Raw genomic sequence first — 17956 nt, 5'->3', positions numbered from 1 at the left:
ATGGACACGCCACGGCAAGGCTGGATGGACGCGGATTTGACGCTATTCCAGGATTCCACGCGCCGCTTGTTCGAAAAGGAGTTCGTGCCCGACGAGGAAAAGTGGCGCAAGCAGCAGCATGCCGACCGCGAGGTCTGGCACAAGGCGGGCCGCATGGGCCTGCTGTGCGTCAGCATGCCCGAGGCTTATGGCGGCGGCGGCGGCACCTTCGCCCACGAGGCCATCGTGGCGGCGGAGCAGGCGCGCGCCATGGTCTATGGCTTCAGCAACAACGTGCATAGCGCGATCCTGGCGCATTACATCCTGAACTACGGCACCGAAGCGCAAAAACAGCGTTGGCTGCCCAAGATGGCGACTGGGGAACTGGTAGGCGCTATCGCAATGAGCGAACCCGGCGCGGGCTCTGACCTGAAAAGCGTGCGCACCACCGCGGTTCGCGACAGCGACGCCTACGTGGTCAACGGCTCGAAAACGTTTATCACCAACGGGCTGCATGCCGACCTGATCTGCGTGGTGGCCAAGACGGATCCGCACGCCGGTTCGCGCGGCGTATCGCTGATCATGGTCGAGACCCGGGACCTGCCCGGGTTCCGGCGTGGCCGTCTGTTGGAGAAACTGGGCCAGAAAAGCCTGGATACGGCAGAGCTCTTCTTCGACGGTGTGCGGGTGCCTGCCGCCAACCTGCTGGGCGAAGCGGAAGGACGCGGTTTCACGCAGCTGATGCAGCAATTGCCGCGTGAGCGGCTGCTGATCGCCGTGGGCGCGGTGGCGACAATGCGGCGCGCCATCGACGAGACGGTGGCCTACACCCGGACGCGGCAGGTATTCGGGCAACCGTTGATCGACATGCAGAACACGCGCTTCAAGCTGGCCGAATGCGAGACCGTGGCGACCATCGCGGCGCGCTTCGTCGACGATTGCATTACGCGGCAGTTGCAGGGCGTGCTGGACCTGTCCACCGCCGCCATGGCGAAGTGGTGGACGACGCAGATGAACTGCCAGGTGATCGACGAATGCCTGCAACTGCATGGCGGCTACGGCTACATGTTGGAATACCCCATCGCCCGCATGTATGCCGACGCGCGCGTGGGCAAGATCTACGGCGGATCGAACGAGATCATGAAAGAGATCATTGCCCGCGGCATGACCGCCTGAGGGGGGAGACACGAATGCAGCAAGCGCATCATCAATATTGGCCCAAGGGGCTGCCGCACCATATCAGCCAACCCCAATCCAGCCTGGTCTTCAATCTGGAGGCCTCGGCCACGCGGTATCCCGGCAAGCCCGCCATCGTGTTCTACGACACGGTACTAGACTATGCGCGGCTCAAGCGCGAGGTCGACGCGATGGCCGGCTATCTGCAGCACGGGGCTGGCGTGCAGGCGGGCGACCGCATCTTGCTGCTTAGCCAGAACTGCCCGCAGTTCATCATTGCCTATTACGCGATCTTGCGTGCCGAGGCCGTGGTCGTGCCGGTGAACGCGATGAGCACGCCTGACGAACTGGCGCATTATCTGCAAGACAGCGGCGCCCGCGTGGCGTTCGCGGCGCAGGAACTGGCTGGGCGGTTGGCGGGTTTCGTGGATGACGGCCGGCTGGACCGCGTGATCGTTCATACCTATTCGGACTACCTGGGGCCCGGCGACGGCGGCCTGGCGCCTCCGGACTGGATCGCCGCGCCGCGGCGGACGCCCGACGTCGCAGGTGGCGTGCCCTGGTACGGTGCGCTGGCGCTCAACGCGCCGCCCGCGCCGCACAAGGCGACGGCCGCCGACCTGTGCCTGTTGCCCTACACGTCGGGCACCACCGGCCGCCCCAAGGGGTGCCGGCATACGCACGGCACGCTGGGCGCGGCGGTGACGGGATCGCAACTGTGGCGGGGCCTGACCGCCGAAGCCGTGATCATGGGGGTGGCGCCCATGTTCCACCTGCTGGGCATGCAGAACTGCATGAACCTGCCGATCTTGCTGGGGGCCACCGTCGTCCTGTTGCCGCGATGGGACCGCCAGGTGGCGGCGCACTTGATGGCGCGGCATCGGGTCAGCGTGTGGGCCGCGCCGCCCGCGATGGTCGTGGATTTCTTCGCGCAGCCCGGCATTGAATCGTTCGACCTGTCCAACCTGGCCTTGTTGTGCGGCGGCGGCGCGCCCATGCCGGAATCCGTGGCGGCCATGCTGGCCGAGCGCTACGGCATCATCTTCAACGAAGCCTACGGGCTGACCGAAACGGCATCGTTCCTGCATTGCAATCCCATGCAGCGCAATAAGCGCCAGTGCATCGGCGTGCCGACGTTCGGGGTGGATACGCGCGTGGTCGACCCGTCGACGCTGGCCGAACTGCCGCCTGGCGAGACCGGCGAACTGGTCACGCGGGGCGCGCAGATCATGCAGGGCTATTGGAATAACCCGGCCGCCGATGCCGACGCGTTCTTCGTGCTGGACGGGGAGAGGTACTTCCGCACCGGCGATCTGGGCCGCGTGGACGAAGACGGCTATTTCTTCGTGACCGACCGTCTGAAGCGCATGATCAACGCGTCGGGTTACAAGGTCTGGCCGGCCGAGGTCGAGAACGCCCTGTACGAACACCCCGCCGTGCACGAAGCCTGCGTGATCGGCGTGCCAGACCCCTGTCGGGGTGAAACGGTAAAGGCGTTGCTGGTGTTGCGGCCCGAAGCGCGCGATAACGCTCGTGAAGACGAGGTGATCGCCTGGGCGCGCACGCGCATGGCGGCCTACAAGGCGCCGCGCATCGTGGAGTTCGTCGATGCGCTGCCCAAGTCAAGCACGGGCAAGATCCTATGGCGCCAGTTGCAAGAGGCGGGGCGCGCTTAACGGGGATATGCCGGGGCGGGGCGCGTCCCTCGGGCTTGATGCCATGTGCCCAAGGGCGGGGCCCGGCAGCGGCATTACGCCGTGGTGTCGCCCGCCGCTTCGGGCTGATAGAGAATTTCTTCGATCGTGGCGGCGTGCTCGGTCTGGTTGGGGGCGGTCCAGGTGACGCGCTGGCCCTGGCGCGAACCGATCAGGCTCAGCCCCAGTGGCGACAGCACCGACACTTGTCCTTGCGCAAGATTGGCGTCCGCCGGGTAGCACAGCGTGACGATCATTTCGTCGCCGTTGGCGTTCAGCAGGCGCAGGCGGGAGCGCATCGTGACGATGTCTGGCGTGACGTCTTCCAGCGTGATGATCGGCGCGGAGTCCAGGATGTCCTGTGTGGCGTCGATGGCATCGCGCGACAGCGCGGCGGCGCTGGCGGGGCGGGTAATCATGCCGAGCAGGCGGGCGTGGTCCAGGGCGGTGATCAGTTTGTCTTGCGGCAAGGCGTTCATATTGATTCTTCTAAGACGAATGGCCCCCCTTGGCAGACGCTTTTCAGGTTTGCTCGGGCGAGGCGATGGAGGAGGCGACTGCGAAAGCCGGTCCCGAGGGGCGTGCCGCCATGCGGCGGGGGGCGGATAAGCGCCCTGTTCCCTGGGGAGAGCCTACGCGGGCTGGGTCAAGCGTCTTTGCGGCGCAGGTTTTCGCGCGTTTGGCGCGCAATCTGCTGTCGGCAACAGCCCAGTATATAGGCCATTGCCGACGCGAGGGGGGCGAAGGCTTGGAAAGCGGGCGGACGCCTCCACCCGCCAAGCGCCTTCCTGGCGGGAATCAGCCCTTGATGAAGGCCAGCAGGTCCGGATTGATGACGTCGCCGTGCGTGGTCAGCATGCCATGCGGGAACCCCGCATACACCTTCAGCGTGCCGTGCTTCAGCAGTTTGACCGCCAGCTTCGAGGAGTCGTCGATGGGCACGATCTGATCGTCGTCGCCGTGCATGACGAGCGTCGGCACGGTGATGGCCTTCAGGTCTTCGGTCTGGTCGGTTTCCGAAAAGGCCTTGATGCCCTCGTAGTGCGCCTTGGCCGAGCCGATCATGCCTTGCCGCCACCAGTTATTGATGACGCCTTGCGATACCTTGGCGTCCGGGCGGTTGAAACCGTAAAAGGGGCCGGAAGCGACATCGGTGAAGAACTGGGCGCGGTTGGCGGCGAGGGCCGCGCGGAAGCCGTCGAACACCTCGATCGGCGTGCCGCCGGGGTTGGCTTCGGTCTTGACCATCAAGGGCGGCACGGCGCTGACCAGCACGGCGCGGGCGACGCGGCCCTGCGGCTGGCCAAACTTGGCGACATAGCGCGCGACTTCGCCGCCGCCTGTGGAATGGCCGATGTGGACGGTGTTGCGCAGATCCAGGTGTTCGACCACCGCCGACGCGTCGGCGGCATAGTGATCCATGTCGTGGCCGTCGCTGACCTGGCTGGAACGGCCATGGCCGCGGCGGTCATGCGCGATGACGCGAAAGCCCTTGGCGACGAAATACAGCATCTGGGCGTCCCAGTCGTCGCTCGACAAGGGCCAGCCGTGGTGGAACATGATGGGCTGGGCCGTTTTAGGGCCCCAGTCCTTGAAATAGATCTGCACGCCGTCGGGGGTGGTGATGGTGCTCATGGTCAGTGACTCCGGGAGAGGCAGGAAAGGGAGGTACCGCAGGAGAGGCCGGGCTGGGAAGCCGGCCGATTCACAGCGTAACGCGCATACCGCCCCGTCGCTTGTACGTTATCAAGCGCCTTTGGATGAAATCATCCTGCCTTGCCGGCACGCGATCGTCCGCGCCCGTTCCTGGTGTCCCGTCCCCCAGACTTGCCCGCCGCCGGTTGAACCGGCGCCCGTCCGGGACTAAGCTCAAGGCTGGCTATCGTAAGCGGCGCTTGGGGATCCGCACGTCAGCAGCACCGGACCCGCTCGCCGCAAGGAGAGCAGCATGCGGCATGCAGTGGATCTGTCCGGACGCGTGGCGATCGTCACCGGCGCCAACTCCGGGATCGGGCGCGGTATTGCCCTGGAAATGGCGGCGGCGGGCGCGCGCGTGGTCGTGAACCACCGTCCCAATGAAGACGCCGAACGGCGCGGGGCCGACGTGGTGCAAGCCATCTTGCGCGCGGGGGGGCAGGCCGTCACCGCGGCCGCCGACATCAGCCGCGAGGAAGACGTCGAAGACCTGTTCCGCGTGGCGCTGGACCACTTCCAGAACGTCGACATCCTGGTCAACAACGCCGGCATCGAGCGGCCTGCCGCCATTCAGGATATGACGCTGGCGCAATGGCAGGCGGTGATCGACACCAATCTGACCGGCCAGTTCCTGTGCGCCCGCGCCGCGGTGCGGGCGTTCCTGAACCGGGCGCCCCCGGCCTCCGCCGATGGGGCCGCAGGCAAGATTATTTTCATCAGTTCGGTCCACGAGGTGATTCCCTGGGCGTTCCAGGCCAACTACGCCGCGTCCAAAGGGGGCGTGTCGCTGTTGATGCAGTCCCTGGCGCAAGAGTTGGCGCCCCTGAAAATCCGCGTCAACTCCGTGGCGCCCGGAGCGATACGGACGCCCATCAACGCGCCCGCCTGGAACACGTCGGAGAGCATGGCGTCGTTGCTGAAGCTGATCCCGTATGGCCGCATCGGCGAACCGGAGGACGTGGCGCGCGCCGTGGCGTGGCTGGCCAGCGACGATTCCGACTACGTAACGGGGTCGACCTTGTTCGTCGACGGCGGGATGACGCTGTATCCCGCCTTTCGCGGCGCGGGTTGAGCCGATGTCGAAGCCCATCGAAGACTACGGCTTGATCGGCAACATGTTGTCGGCCGCGCTGGTGGCGCGCGACGGCTCCATCGACTGGCTGTGCCTGCCGCATTTCGATTCGCCGGCATGCTTCGCGGCATTGCTGGGCGATGACAGCCATGGCCGCTGGCTGCTGACGCCAGGCGCTCCCGACGCCATCACCACGCGCCGCTACCTGCCCGACACGGCCGTGTTGGAAACGCGCCATGAAACCCCTGGCGGCGTGGTGCGTGTTTATGACTTCATGCCCTTGAGCGACGACGAAGAGCGTGTCGACGTGGTGCGTATCGTGCAGGGCGAGTCAGGCCAGGTAGACATGCAGATGGAGCTGACGTTGCGCTTCAATTACGGGCAGGCGGTGCCCTGGGTGCGCCGGCGCGATTATGGGCTGAGCGCCATCGCCGGGCCCGATGCGGTGGAACTGCATACGGCGGTGTCGTTGGCCGGCCGCGACATGAAAAGCGTGGCGCAATTCACCGTGCGCCAAGGCGAAACCGTGCCCTTCACCCTGTCGTATCACCGTTCGCACAAGACGCCGCATTTCGTGCCGGACCGCATGGAAAGCATGGACCGCACGATCGCGTGGTGGCATGAATGGGCCAAGCGCTGCCATTGGGAAAACGGACCGGGTGAACGGCGAGATGCCGTCGTGCGCTCGCTCATCACGCTGAAACTGCTGACTTTTCAGCCCACCGGAGGCATTGTCGCGGCGCCGACGACATCGTTGCCCGAACAGTTGGGCGGCAGCCGCAACTGGGATTACCGGCATTGCTGGCTGCGCGATTCCGCGCTGACGCTGTATGCGCTGCTGAATGCCGGTTACCGCGAGGAAGCCGAGGCCTGGCGCCAATGGCTGTTGCGCGCGGCGGCGGGGCACCCGAACCAATTGCAGATCATGTACGGCATCGCGGGCCAGCGCTGGTTGCCCGAACACGACATTCCCTGGCTGCCGGGCTACGAGGGGAGTGCACCCGTGCGGCTGGGCAACGCCGCTGCCGGCCAGATGCAGCTGGATGTCTATGGCGAGCTGATCGAAACGCTACACGCCGCGCGCGTGGCGGATCTTGCGCCGCTGGCCGAAGCGTGGCGCATGCAGAAAGTGCTGCTGAAGCCGCTTGAAGAACTGTGGCGCCTGCCGGACCACGGTATCTGGGAAATGCGGGGGCCGCGCCGCGCGTTCACGCATTCGCGGCTGATGTGCTGGGTGGCGCTGGACCGTACCGTGAAATCGTGTGAACGCTTCGGGCTTGAGGGGCCGGTGGATTGCTGGCGGGCGCTGGCCGACGAGATCCGCCAGGACATCTGCACGCACGGCTATGACGCCGGGCGCAATACCTTCGTGCAGTACTACGGCGGCACGGCGCTGGATGCCAGCCTGCTGCTGATCCCGCAGGTGGGCTTTCTGCCGGCGGACGACCCGCGCGTGGCCGGCACCGTGCAGGCCATCGAGCGCGAACTGCTGCGCGACGGCCTATTGCTGCGCTATTCGACCCAGCACAGCGACGATGGCTTGCCCGGCGACGAAGGCGTATTCCTTGCGTGCAGCTTCTGGCTGGCTGACGCCTACATCATGCAGGGGCGGCTGGACGATGCGTGCCGGTTGTTCGACCATATTCTGTCGCTGCGCAACGACCTGGGCCTGCTGGCCGAAGAGTACGACGTGGTGCGCAAGCGGCTGGTGGGGAATTTCCCGCAGGGCTTTTCGCATATTGGCCTGGTCAATACGGCCTACAACCTGAGCGCCGCCGGCGGCACGGCGCGTCAGCGCTCTTCACGCGACGCGCCTCAGGAATGAGCCTTGCCGGACGCCGCCGCCCCGTCCTTGCTTCGCTTGACCATGTGCAAGAGGGTCTGCCGCAGTTCTTCCCGCGCCTGGGCTTCGGTGATTTCACCGGCCACCGCCGCGTTCGACAGCGCATCGGCGGCGCCGAGCATCGCCCACAAGCTGGCCGGTGACACCGATCCCGGGCTGGCGAAAGGCGCAAAGATCTTATGGCATTTTTCGATGAAGACCCGCTGATACTGCCTTTTCACGGCGGCAATTTCGGGCGACCCGTCCAGCGCCGCCAGCACGCCGGGGATTTCTCGCCCTTGCGTGATGACGCAATCGATATACCGTGAGGCGATGACGCCGGCCTTGTCTTTCAATGTAGGTTTGCTGGCCTCGACGGCGGCGTCGATGATCGCCGTCTGGCGAACGTCGAAGTCTTGATAGAGCGCTGCCAGCAGCCCGTTGCGCGTGCCGAAGTGGTCGTACACGACGGGCTTGGAGATGCCGGCTTCTTCCGCCAGCCGACCCAGCGTCAACGCGTCGGTGCCTTCATCGCGGATCAGCTTCCAGGACACGTCCAGCAACTGGCGTAGCCGCGCTTCTTTTGGCAGGCGGCGGCGCGGTGAGGGGGAGGACGGAGCAGACATCGTTTTTTATCCTGAAGGGGCGTATCACTGCGGCAGGGGGAAAATCCGCTTGCCGATGGCGTGCGCCGCATCAAGATGAGACGCGGGGAAGCCGGCGTCCGAGGCGACCAGCAATTCCGAGGTCGCGACGCGAGCGCCACAATAGCCGAATATCCCGTGGTCAATCTGCGTTTTCATCGCGCCGAAGTAGCCATGGCGCGCGTAGGTTCGCATATCGGCGCCGCCGCTGGCAATCAGATGCACCTGAAGGCGCTGCAGCTTTTTGAGCAGCTTGCCGTCCGGGCCGGCGTCATAGGCCCAGCCATTCGTGAATACCCGATCGATCCATCCTTTCAGCAGGCCGGGGAACGACCACCAGTGCACGGGGTAGACCAGTACCAGTGCGTCCGCGCGATCGATCCGGGCGTGTTCAGCGGCGACATCCGGGGACGGCGCCGCATTCCTCAGGTGCAGCGCCACGTCGGCCTGGGTGAATCTGGGATCGAAAGCTTCCGCGGCCAGGTCGGCGATCTCGAATGAGTGCCGGGGTTCGGAGCCGGTGATTCCCTACGCGACCTGAGTGGCGATGGCATGGGTAAGGGAAGCCGGGTCGGGATGGGCAACGACGATAAGTGCATGCATGTCTTGTGACGTCCATACGAAGATTGCTATGTACTTATCGTAGCCTACTTTTAGTAGGTTGTGGAAGTGGCCTCCTGTGTTTGCCGTGCCGGTACCGCCTAGGGGCCGTCGGCAACCCGTTCCTGGCTGACCGGATTGGCGCGCAGCACGGCCTTGCGCGCTCGCGTGGGGTCTTCTCTGGACTTGGGCGCCCGGTGGGCTGGACGGGTATCGCGGCCCACCGCGCGCAGGGCCTGCGCCATCAAGCGGTCCAACTGCTTCAATGCCGATTCATGGTCACGGCCCAGGTGCACGCGCAGGCAGGCCTTGCCGCGCGCCGTCAGTTCTTCCATGTCCGCCACGGCCTGCGCTTCTTGAACCGCGCCGAAGCCTAGGGGGAATCTGGGTACCGGCAGGTCATCATGATCAGCGGTGATGAACAGGAATACGCCGCCGTCCGGCCCGCCTTTATGGAGTTGCCCGCAGGAATGCAGATAGCGGGGCCCGAAGCCGCCCACGGTGGCGACACGGCAGGCGTCCCGCACCTGGCGCCGCCACCGGGCAAGATGGGCGGCGTACTGCGGGGCGTTGGGCAGATACGCCAGGATGGCGGCATAGCTGTCGGGCCGAAGCCGCGCGAAATGGGCCGCGAGCCGTTCGCTGGGCGTCGAGACGTCCGCGTCCTGGTGTCCGTAGAACGTCAGGGCACCGGCTTGTGCGGCGGGTTGCGGCGGGGAATAGCCGCCCGCGCGGGAACGCTGTTCGACCAGGGCCCGCGCACGGCATTTGCTTGCCTCCACATCCGGTTGGTCGAAGGGATTGACGTGCAAGACCGCGCTGGCCACCGCGGTGGCGACTTCCCACCGGAAAAACTCCTGACCCAGCGTCTTCGCACTTTTTACATCCATGCGCACGATGGGATGGCCAAGCGCGGCCAGCGCCTCTTCGTGCCTGTCCAGGTCAGGGCACGGCATACCGGTTTGCCGGATGTAGACGAAGAGCCGGTCGGCGCCGTAGGATTGCGGCCTGCCAAGGGGCTCGTCGTTGACCGGCACGATGCCGCGGCCGTTCTTGCCGGTGGATTCGGCCAGCAACTGCTCAAGCCAGCCTCCGAACGACTTCAGGCGCGGGCAGGTCAGCAGGGTGACTTTGTCGCGGCCCGCGCGCGCGGCTTCGCCCAGGATAGCCCCCAGCACCAGGCCCGGGTTGAACGCGACGTCGGTACGGGCCGAGCAGGCGCCGACCATCGGTGCGGTCTCGCGCAGGAACGAAGCCGGGGCGTGGCCCTGCAACGCCAGCGACACGAGCCCGAAGCAGGACAGCACGGAGTACCTGCCGCCTATGGTCGGGTCGCCGCGGAAAACGCCGGCATAACCGTCCCGCAGTGCGGTTTGATGCAGCGCCGACTGGGGGTCCGTGATGGCGATGAACCGTTCGCCCGCCGCTTCGCGTCCGAGCCGCTCCGACAGGCGCGAAAAAAAATACGTGGCCAGCATGCTGGATTCCAAGGTGGACCCGGATTTGCTGGCCACGACGAATAGGCAGCGCTCCAGGTCCAACTGCGATTCCAGGCGGCGGATCTGGTCGGGGTCCGTCGTGTCCAGGACGTGCAGCCGCATTCCTGACGGACGGGCAGTCTGCGTGGCCCCCAGCACTTCCGATCCCAGGCTGGCGCCGCCCATGCCCAGGATCACCGCATCGGTCATGCCTTTTTCAATCAGGCGCATGCAGGCGCGCGCCAGCCGGGCGGTTTGCCGCGGCTTGGCGGCGGGCCTTAGCCACCCCATCCATTGGCCTTCGTCCGAGGCCGTCCACAACGACGCGTCGCCGGCCCATAAGCGCCGGCCCCACTGCTGTTGCCGTGCCATGGACAGGCGTGCCGCCAGGCTGTCCCGCAGCCAGACCGGCAACCGGTAGGAAAAGGGATTCAACCGCTTGGCGCGCGCGGGGTCCAGGCTGCGCCGGTCCGTCGGCGCCGCGCGGCCGGTCAGGCAGGTTCCGGGATATCGGGAAGCACTCAAATGGCGGATATGCATGGCAGCGGGTTCTCGAGTATCGGGTGGCCCGTCAGAGCAATTCGCGTGCCCGCTGTTTTTCGTGATATCGGGGGCGGATGGCATGGGAGTTGCTGCGCAGCGCATTCCGCCGCACAGGAGAATTTGCCGTGAACGCATGGATCAACCAATCGGATTGGCTGGCCGGGCACCCGCTTGCCCTATGGGGCATCGCGGTGGCCATCAGCATCGTCGTGTTCCTTATCATCGTCACGGCGCTGAAAGTCGTGCGCGCCCGGTTGGATGCCTTGGCGCGCAGAGGGCATGGTTTTGGGGCGTCCATTTCCCTTGTCCTCCAGCGGACGAATTGGATCGTCGTGGCCATGTTGTGCCTGATGGTTGGCGTGGAGGTCAGCGGCGCGCCGTTGCCGTGGAGCGGCAGCACCATTCAGCACTTGTGGTTCGTGCTGTTGGCGCTGCAAGGCGCGCTATGGCTGGACCGCGCGGTGGAAGTGGCCCTGCGCCATACGGCGGCCGCCAAGGGGCTGGCAAGCGTGGTGACCGTGACGTTGCTGGGGTTGCTGTTGCGGGGCCTGGTCTGGGTGATCGCGCTGCTGTCCATGCTGGACAATCTGGGCGTCAACATTACCGCGCTGGTCGCCAGCCTGGGCATCGGCGGGGTCGCGGTGGCGCTTGCCGTGCAGACGATCCTGAGCGACCTGTTTGCCTCGATCTCGATCGGGCTGGACAAGCCCTTTGAGGTCGGCGATTTCATCGTTTTCGGACAGGTGGCCGGCAGCATCGAGCACATCGGCCTGAAGACCACCCGGATCCGCAGCCTGGGCGGCGAGCAAATCGTGTGTTCCAACACCGAACTGCTCAAGCAGACCATCCAAAATTACAAACGCATGCAACAACGGCGGATCGTGTTCTCGGTGCGGATCACCTATCAGACGGGGGCCGACCAAGCCGAAAAGGTGCCGGCGATGCTGCAAGGGCAGATCAACGCCCAGGAAGGCACCAAATTCGATCGCGCCCATCTGGCCCGGTTCGGGGACAGCGCCTTGGAGTATGAGGCCGTGTATTACGTCATGACGGCCGATTACAACCGGTACATGGACACGCAGCAGGCCATCAACCTGGGCATCATGCGCGAGCTGGAACGGGCGGGGATTGACTTGGCGCTGCCCGCGCGAACGGTCCACGTGATGGATGCCGGCGCGGGCGCCAGGGCCGGCGGGCCGCGGCCTGAAGGCGACGGCGATGAAAGAGGGCTCAGTCCTGTCTGAGCATGTCCAGAAGCAGTTCCATGGACCACGGTTTGGGCAAAAGCGGAAACGCGTGCGCGTCGCTACGGGCCGCCCGGCCGGCGGCCCCGGTCGTCAGCACCACCCTGATATGCGGCCATTTGGTGCGTACCCTTTTTGCCAGCTCCATGCCGTCCAGCCCCGCCATTTGCACGTCCGCGATCACCACGTCCATGGCGCCTTGTGCGTCTCCCAGACGCTGGAGCGCTGCCGAGGCATCCGTGCAAAACGAGACCTGATGTCCCAGGTCTTCCAGCAACGCGCGAAGTACCGTGCCGACTTGCGTGTCGTCGTCGACAAGCATGATTCTTTTCTGCTGCCGGGGCTGGGTATCGGATGCGGCCGCCAAGGGGGGCGGACCGTCCGCGGCTGACACGTCTTCGGGAATGCTGAGGGTGAAGGTCGAACCGCGGCCGACTTCGCTTGCCACCCTGACGTCTCCGCCGGACTGCTTTGAAAATCCGAATACCTGGCTCAGCCCCAGGCCAGTGCCCTTACCCAAGGGTTTCGTCGTGAAAAAGGGCTCGAAGATCTGGGCCAGCACGTCGGGCTCCATGCCGCATCCGGAATCGCGAAGTTCAATGGCAATGCACGGCTGCGCCAGCGTGTTCGGCCGGTCCGACGCGGCCCCGTCTTCGCCCCCGGGGGTCTCCCGTCGCGCTGTGATGCATAGTCGGCCCCCGGCCGGCATGGCGTCGCGCGCATTGATGACCATGTTCAGCAATGCGGTTTCCAGCTGGGTCGAGTCGGCGCAGATGTAGAGGGGGGCGTCCTGGAAGACATATTCGATCTTGATGGCAGAACCGACCGTCGCGGCGAAGATGTCGCGCATGCCTTCAATACACGCCCGCACGTCGAACCGCGCGGGCGTGAGAGGTTGCTTGCGGGAGTACGCCAGCAGTTGCGCGGTAAGGTGTCCGGCGCGTTCCACCGTCGCGGTGACGACGTTGGCCAGCTGCAACCGCTTGTCATCGCTGAGCGAAGGCCTGCGCAGCATTTCCGCGGCGAAGCGGATCGTGGCCAGGAAGTTGTTGAAGTCATGCGCGACGCCGCTGGTCAGCCGCCCCAGCGCCTCGAGTTTTTGCGCATGATGCAAGGCGTCGCGCGTTGCCTGGATCTCTTCCAACACCTTCTTTTTGTCCGTGATGTCGCGGGTGATCTTGGCAAAGCCCAGCACATTGCCTTGATCGTCGCGAACCGCGTCGATCACGACGCTGCACCAGAATCGCCGCCCGCTTTTGTGGACGCGCCATCCCTCGGCCTCGAATCGGCCTTCGCGGCGCGCCGTCTCCAGCGCCCGCTCGGGCACGCCCGCAAGCCGGTCTTCTTCGGTATAGAAAATAGAGAAATGCCGGCCGATTATTTCGTGGGAGGCGTATCCCTTGAAGCGTTCGGCGCCGGGATTCCAGCTGCTGACGTGCCCACCGGGGTCAAGAAGATAAATCGCGTAATCCATCACAGCCTCGACAAGAAGCCGGTAGCGGCTTTCCCCTGCCAGTTCCAGGCCCGTGTCTGCGGGTGTCGGTGTGCGCATGAATTTCCCTTGGCGGCATCGCTCGTGTGGAATCACTGGGCAATCAGGCGGAGTCGGGCGTTGCGCCGGGCCGCTGAAGCATTCTATTATGCTCCGCAAAATTGGGTCACGGTATTGCGGAAGGGGGGCGCTGGCGGCCCTTGGCGAGCCCGTTGCAGAGGCCTGACCGCAAGGTGGGAATGGAATTTGCTGCCCCTTTGCTGCACCTTGTTCGCGGGCGATGCGGCAGCATCCGCGGGCAGTATCATTCAGGTCAACGAAGCCTCCTGCCGACTCAGGTACCCCCATGTCAGATTCCCCCTCAAGGCCCGACCAGTTACCGGGCCACGCACCAAGCGACCTGCACTTTCCGGTGGTCGGGCTAGGGGCTTCCGCGGGCGGGATAGACGCGTTGAAGGGGTTTTTCGCGAACGTGTCCCCGGACCCCGGCATGGCGTTCGTCGTCATCGTGCATTTATCGCCCAACCACGAGAGCATCCTGGACCGGATCCTCCAGGCCGCCACCCCGCTGCCGGTGACCCAGGTGACGGCGCCGGTGCGTATCGAACGCAACCATATCTACGTGATTCCGCCTGCCGCCGTCCTGTCGATGAGCGACGGGTATCTACGCCTGACCGCTGGCACCCGGCCTCGGGGCAAGCATGTCGCCATCGACGAGTTCTTCCGCACGCTGGCCGACGTGCACACGACGCGCGCGGTTGGCATCGTGTTGACCGGCGGCGGAGCGGACGGGTCGGTGGGGCTGGCGCGGATAAAAGAGCAGGGCGGCGTAACGTTCGCGCAACAACCGGACGACGCCGAGCACGATGCCATGCCGCGCAGCGCAATCGCCACGGGCATGGTCGACATCATCCTGCCCGTATCGGAGATGCCCGGCAGGCTTGAAAACCTTGCCGACAACATGTTCAGCATCCAATTGCCGGACCTGAAGGCGGCGGAAACCGATGGGGCGGGGGATACGCCGCAGGGCGTTAAAGACAGCCAGGCCGACCACAATGCGCTGCGAGACATCCTGGCGCTGCTGCGTGCCAGGACGGCTCACGATTTCCGCCACTATAAAAGGGCCACGGTCTTGCGCCGCATTGAACGCCGCATGCAGGTCACCGGGGTGCCCACCCTGACGGAGTACTGGAAGCTGCTGCAAGAGCGAACGGACGAGACGCCCAATTTGCTGTCCGACATGCTGATTGGCGTTACGCAATTCTTCCGTGACAAGGAGTCTTTTGCCATCCTTGATAAAACCGTGCTTCCCACGCTGTTCGACAAGGTGGATACCGCGTCTGGCAGCGGCTTGCGGGCATGGGTGGCCGGTTGTTCCACCGGTGAAGAGGCCTACTCCCTGGCCATGTTGATCAGCGAACACGCCGAGGCCGCGAAGCAGCCGGCGAAGTTCCAGCTGTTTGCCACCGACATCGACGAAGCGGCTCTTTCGGTCGGTCGGACCGCCGTCTATCCGCTGGCGATCGAAGCCGACGTCGCGGATGAGCTGTTGCAGGCCTACTTCACGCGGCAGGGCAACGAATACCGGATCAAGAAGGATATTCGGGAACGTGTGCTGTTTGCGGTTCACAACATTCTGCGCGACCCGCCTTTCTCCCGGCTGGACCTGGTCAGCTGCCGCAACCTGTTGATCTATCTGGACCGCGACGTGCAACGCGACGTTCTCAGGATGTTCCACTTTGCGTTGAAGCCGGGCGGGTATCTTTTCCTGGGCAGTTCCGAATCAGCCGACGCATGTCCGCAGCTGTTCCAGGTGGTGGACAAGCGCAATCGCATCTACGTCGCCAAGGAGACGCCGGCGCACATCCGCAGTGTTCCGGAATTGTCCGCAGGCGGCTTCGAGCGCGTGCGGCCTGTCGCGATGACGGCCCCGGCCCACCGTTCGAAAATGACCTCTTATGCCGAGGTGCATCAACGCGCGCTGGAGCTATATGCCCCGCCCAGTGTCATCGTCGATGCGGAAAGCAACGTCGTGCACATGTCGGAACGGGCGGGCCGGTTCCTTCGGCATGCGGGCGGCGAGCCTTCGCGCAGCCTGCCGATGCTGGTGTATCCGGAATTGCGGATGGAATTGCGCACCGCCATGTACCAGGCGCTGCATTCGAAGAAAAGCGTGGAGGCTCGTCGTGTCCAGATGAAGGCGGGCGACCGCCAGACCTACGTCAACATGGTCGTGCGGCCGTTCCGCCATGAGGAAACCAGCAGCGACTACATGCTGGTGCTGTTCGACGAAGTCGAAGACGTCATGAGCGTGGATGATGGCCAAGAGGAAAAGGGCTCCACGGCGGTATTGACGCAGCTGGAAGCCGAGCTGCAACGCACGAAGGATCAGCTGCAAGCGACTATCGAGCAGTCCGAGACGTCCACGGAAGAGCTGAAAGCGTCCAACGAGGAACTCCAGGCGATCAACGAAGAACTGCGTTCGGCCACCGAAGAGCTGGAAACGGGCAAGGAAGAACTGCAATCGGTCAATGAAGAGCTGATTACCGTGAATGCCGAGCTCAAGACGAAAGTCGATGAGACGGCCAAGATCAATGACGACCTGCAGAACCTGATCGCGTCGACGGATATCGCGACGCTGTTCGTCGACCGGAAAATGCGCATCCAGTGGTTCACACCACGCGCCTCCGATATTTTCAATGTCATCGCCAGCGACGCGGGCCGGTCGCTGCTGGACATCACGCATCGTCTGGACTACCCCGACCTGGCCAAGGACGCGGCCGGCGTGTTTGAATCGCTGCGGCCCGTGGAGCGCGAGGTGCACAGCAGCACCGACCGCTGGTTCCTGGCGCGCTTGCTGCCGTATCGCAGCGCCGAGCACCGCATCGAGGGCGCCGTCCTGACGTTCATTGATATCACGGGCCGGCGCAAGGCGGAAGATCGCGTCCTGCTTGGCGAGGCGCACTTGAAGCTGATGACCGAAAGCGCACGGGACTTCGGAATCTTGACGCTGGACAGCGAAGGCATCATCACCAACTGGAATATCGGCGCGGAAACGCTGTTCGGGTACACCGCCGCCGAAGCCATCGGGAAGTCCTTTTCGTTGATCTTCACCGAGGCGGATATCGGCGCGGGGGAACCGGGCAAGGAACTGGAACGCGCCAAGAAAATCGGCTATGCCGCGGACGACCGCTGGCATCGGCGCAGGGACGGCAGCCTGGTGTATTGCACGGGCGGGGTCAACCGGATGGACGACCCGGCCTACCAGGGATACGCCAAGATCGTGCGCGACGTCACCGACTTGAAGTTGCGCGACGTCGAGCAGGAATCCCGGCTGGATCGCGCGCGCGCCGATAGCGTGCTGAAAGACGAGTTCTTCGCGATGATGTCGCACGAACTGAAGCATCCGCTCAACTTGATCCAGTTGAACGCGGAACTGCTTGCGCGCACGAGCTCGGTCCGCGATTCGCCGGCGGCCGCCCGCGCCGCCGACCTGATCCAGCGGGCCGTGAAAGGCCAGGCGCGCATCATTGACGATTTGCTCGACCTGTCGCGGGTACGCACCGGCAAACTGGCGTTGAACCGATCGATCGTCGACATCACCGCCATCGCCCGGAATATCCTGGATGTGCTGCACCCGGTGGCGACCGCGGCCGGCCTGGTGTTGCGCAGCGAATTCGATCCCGACCGCGCCATCCATCTGAACGCCGACCCGTTGCGCGTGGAGCAAGTCATCTGGAACCTGCTCAACAACAGCATCAAGTTCACGCCGCCAGGGGGCTCGGTGACGTTGGCGCTGGCGGTGGAAGACGAGTCCTTGCAGCTGGATGTGACCGATACGGGCCGCGGCATCGAGGCGGCGTTCCTGGACCGCGTGTTCGACATGTTCAGTCAGGCGGACATGCGCCAGCGGGCTTTCGCCAATGCGGGGTTGGGCATCGGCCTGGCCGTCGCAAGCGAACTCGTCAAGGCGCATGGCGGCACGATCAAGGCATACTCGGACGGCCTGGGCAAGGGCGCGCGGTTTGCGGTGCGGTTGGCGCTGGCCGGCGCGGAGCAACCGGCCGATCAAGTGTCGTCGGAGCCGGACAGCCCCTTGAAGGGGCTGCGGGTGCTGATGGTCGACGATGCCGAAGACATCCTCATGATCATGGGCACGTTGCTTGAAATGGAAGATGCCCGCGTCACGACGGTCTCCAGCGGCCAGCAGGCGCTTGACGCCTTCGACAAGTCATCCTTCGATCTGTTGCTGTCCGATATCGGCATGCCGGGAATTGACGGATATCAGTTGATCCGGGCCATCCGCGAAAAATATCCCGACAGCGATATCCCGGCCATTGCGCTGACGGGGTTCGGGTCCAAGGAAGACGTGAACAAGGCGATAGAAGCGGGCTTTTCCGCGCACATCAGCAAGCCTGTCGCCCTTGAGAACCTGCTGGACATCGTTCGGCATTTGCGCAGGCCATCGTGACGCGCGTGGCGGGCGGCTGACACCACTCGTCCGCGCCGCCACGGCG

Annotated in this window: 12 protein-coding genes; 6 read left to right on the top strand and 6 right to left on the bottom strand. The window is 64.7% G+C overall.

Annotation, left to right across the window (positions count from 1 at the left end; all coding sequences use genetic code 11):
* Together ACE039_RS08855 and ACE039_RS08850 are read left to right on the top strand one after the other, a co-directional pair.
* A complete protein-coding gene (locus tag ACE039_RS08855; RefSeq protein ID WP_485822148.1) occupies positions 1 to 1155 on the top strand; it encodes an acyl-CoA dehydrogenase family protein in 1155 nt (384 codons plus the stop codon).
* Positions 1156 to 1169: 14 nt separating this feature from the next.
* A complete protein-coding gene (locus ACE039_RS08850) occupies positions 1170 to 2831 on the top strand; it encodes a long-chain fatty acid--CoA ligase (RefSeq protein WP_485822147.1) in 1662 nt (553 codons plus the stop codon).
* Between the two features lie 74 nt (positions 2832 to 2905).
* Here the strand turns inward: ACE039_RS08850 and ACE039_RS08845 are convergent, their stop codons facing one another.
* Together ACE039_RS08845 and ACE039_RS08840 are read right to left on the bottom strand one after the other, a co-directional pair.
* A complete protein-coding gene (locus tag ACE039_RS08845; RefSeq protein WP_448712608.1) occupies positions 2906 to 3328 on the bottom strand; it encodes a GreA/GreB family elongation factor in 423 nt (140 codons plus the stop codon).
* A 319-nt stretch (positions 3329 to 3647) separates the two neighbouring features.
* Complete coding sequence (locus ACE039_RS08840; protein ID WP_485811574.1) at positions 3648 to 4484, bottom strand: alpha/beta fold hydrolase; 837 nt, start codon at positions 4482 to 4484, stop codon at positions 3648 to 3650.
* A gap of 313 nt (positions 4485 to 4797) precedes the next feature.
* On the opposite strand from ACE039_RS08840, the gene ACE039_RS08835 reads away from it, so the two are divergent.
* The gene (locus tag ACE039_RS08835) at positions 4798 to 5616 is read left to right on the top strand and encodes a glucose 1-dehydrogenase (protein ID WP_485822146.1); all 819 of its coding nucleotides are present in this window, start codon (positions 4798 to 4800) and stop codon (positions 5614 to 5616) included.
* A 4-nt stretch (positions 5617 to 5620) separates the two neighbouring features.
* Positions 5621 to 7441, top strand: coding sequence for a glycoside hydrolase family 15 protein (locus ACE039_RS08830; protein WP_485822145.1), 1821 nt, complete (start codon positions 5621 to 5623; stop codon positions 7439 to 7441).
* On the opposite strand, the gene ACE039_RS08825 is transcribed toward ACE039_RS08830, so the two are convergent.
* From ACE039_RS08825 to ACE039_RS08815, 3 genes are all read right to left on the bottom strand, one after another.
* Positions 7432 to 8064 (bottom strand): TetR/AcrR family transcriptional regulator, encoded by a 633-nt coding sequence (locus tag ACE039_RS08825; RefSeq protein WP_485822144.1) that lies wholly within the window; start codon positions 8062 to 8064, stop codon positions 7432 to 7434. The two genes, ACE039_RS08830 and ACE039_RS08825, sit on opposite strands and share 10 nt — an antisense overlap.
* A 24-nt stretch (positions 8065 to 8088) precedes the next feature.
* Positions 8089 to 8607 carry an NAD(P)H-dependent oxidoreductase gene (locus ACE039_RS08820; protein WP_485822174.1) on the bottom strand — a complete coding sequence of 173 codons (519 nt, stop codon included), beginning with the start codon at positions 8605 to 8607 and terminating at the stop codon, positions 8089 to 8091.
* Between the two features lie 176 nt (positions 8608 to 8783).
* Entirely contained in the window at positions 8784 to 10685 is a 1902-nt protein-coding gene (locus tag ACE039_RS08815) for a hypothetical protein (RefSeq protein WP_485822143.1), read from the bottom strand.
* A gap of 143 nt (positions 10686 to 10828) precedes the next feature.
* On the opposite strand from ACE039_RS08815, the gene ACE039_RS08810 reads away from it, so the two are divergent.
* Complete coding sequence (locus ACE039_RS08810) at positions 10829 to 11947, top strand: mechanosensitive ion channel family protein (RefSeq protein ID WP_448712768.1); 1119 nt, start codon at positions 10829 to 10831, stop codon at positions 11945 to 11947.
* Here the strand turns inward: ACE039_RS08810 and ACE039_RS08805 are convergent.
* Positions 11934 to 13787: a PAS domain S-box protein gene (locus ACE039_RS08805; RefSeq protein ID WP_485822142.1), complete on the bottom strand. Its 1854-nt coding sequence runs from the start codon at positions 13785 to 13787 to the stop codon at positions 11934 to 11936. The genes ACE039_RS08810 and ACE039_RS08805 overlap by 14 nt on opposite strands.
* Between ACE039_RS08805 and ACE039_RS08800 the strand changes: the two genes are divergently transcribed.
* Positions 13786 to 17910: a CheR family methyltransferase gene (locus tag ACE039_RS08800; protein ID WP_485822141.1), complete on the top strand. Its 4125-nt coding sequence runs from the start codon at positions 13786 to 13788 to the stop codon at positions 17908 to 17910. The genes ACE039_RS08805 and ACE039_RS08800 overlap by 2 nt on opposite strands.
* The last annotated feature ends 46 nt before the right edge of the window (positions 17911 to 17956 follow it).

This window comes from Achromobacter maghribensis, assembly GCF_057334215.1.
The sequence above is the reverse complement of the archived record's forward strand: the minus strand, read 5'-3'. Positions and strand labels throughout refer to the sequence as shown.